The organism is Rhodoglobus galactosidasius, assembly GCF_054957775.1.
Window position 1 is genome coordinate 1 of record NZ_JBQIAV010000024.1, and the last position, 1,159, is coordinate 1,159.

1 protein-coding gene is annotated in these 1,159 nt (G+C 62.6%); it reads right to left on the minus strand.

Annotated features, from left to right (window positions below; all coding sequences use genetic code 11):
- Positions 1 to 8 precede the first annotated feature (8 nt).
- Complete coding sequence (locus tag ACTJJW_RS14735) at positions 9 to 1,064, minus strand: IS30 family transposase (protein WP_462645912.1); 1,056 nt, start codon at positions 1,062 to 1,064, stop codon at positions 9 to 11.
- Positions 1,065 to 1,159 lie beyond the last annotated feature (95 nt).

A 1,159-nucleotide genomic window follows, 5' to 3' on the forward strand; every position in this document is an offset into this window, starting at 1 on the left:
CCCGGGTTCTAGTTCGAGGTGCAACACGGTGTGGTTTCCTTCGATGATAGTTCTTGGAAGATTTCAGCGGGGGTTGCCCAGCCGAGGATTTTGCGGGGGCGGTTGTTGATCTCGGTGATGAACTCGTCGAGCTCTGTCTGTGTGAGGTCAGCGAAGCTGGTGCCTTTCGGGAGATATCGGCGGATACGGCCGTTGAAGTGCTCGTTCGTGCCCCGCTGGTACGCGGAGTACGGGTCAGCGAAGTAGGTCGGGATGCCCCGGGTGTCGGCGAGTCGGTAGTGGTAGGCGAACTCGCTGCCGTTATCGGCGGTCACTGAACGAGCCGCATGCGCAGGCATCGCGGTGAACATGCCCTGTTGCGCCTCGAGGGTGGCTTGCGCGGTGACCGCGGGAATCTTCACCCCGACGAGGTACCGGGAGGAGCGTTCCACGCTGGTGTGCAGGCCGCCGGTACCGCGAGCGCCAAGGACGCTGTCGGCTTCCCAATGCCCGAACTGGTCCCGGTCCTCGATCTCGGCGGGACGGTCATGGATCGAGGTGCGCCATTTGATTCGCTCGGAATGCACCTTCCTGCCGGGTCGTTTCCGGCGTTTGCGCTGCCCGCGGGGCAAGTACTGCCAGAACTGGCGGTGTGATCGTTCGGGGGCATAGATCCACGCATACAACGTTTCCGTGCTGACCCGCATGCGCAGGTCGTCGGGGAACTCGATTCGGATCCGGCCCGCGATCTCCTGCGGTGTCCACCCCTTCTCCAACTGTTTGATCACCCAGTCCACCAACCGGTCATGAACCATCCGGTACGGCCGATGCGAACGGGCCAAACGCACCTCCGCCAGGAGTTGCGCCTGGCCCCCGAGGTAGAGACGTTCATGCGGGCCACGCGTGTGAAGCTTGTTCCGCAGGTACGGGCGCAGATTCGCGTGATCATGCTCCGGCTGCCACGAGCCTCGGCCCAACTCACGGGTAATCGTGGACCGGTGCACCCCGAGCCTTCGCGCGATCTCCGCCTTGCTCCTGCCGCCATCGAGCAGCCTGGCGATCTCGATACGGTCTTCCAACGTCAAATGTCGGTATTGTGCGGTCAAGGAAGCGCAACCCCTCTCGGTGTGATCTGAACAACCACAACCTATGAGGTGTTGCGCTTCCGTTTAGAACTCGG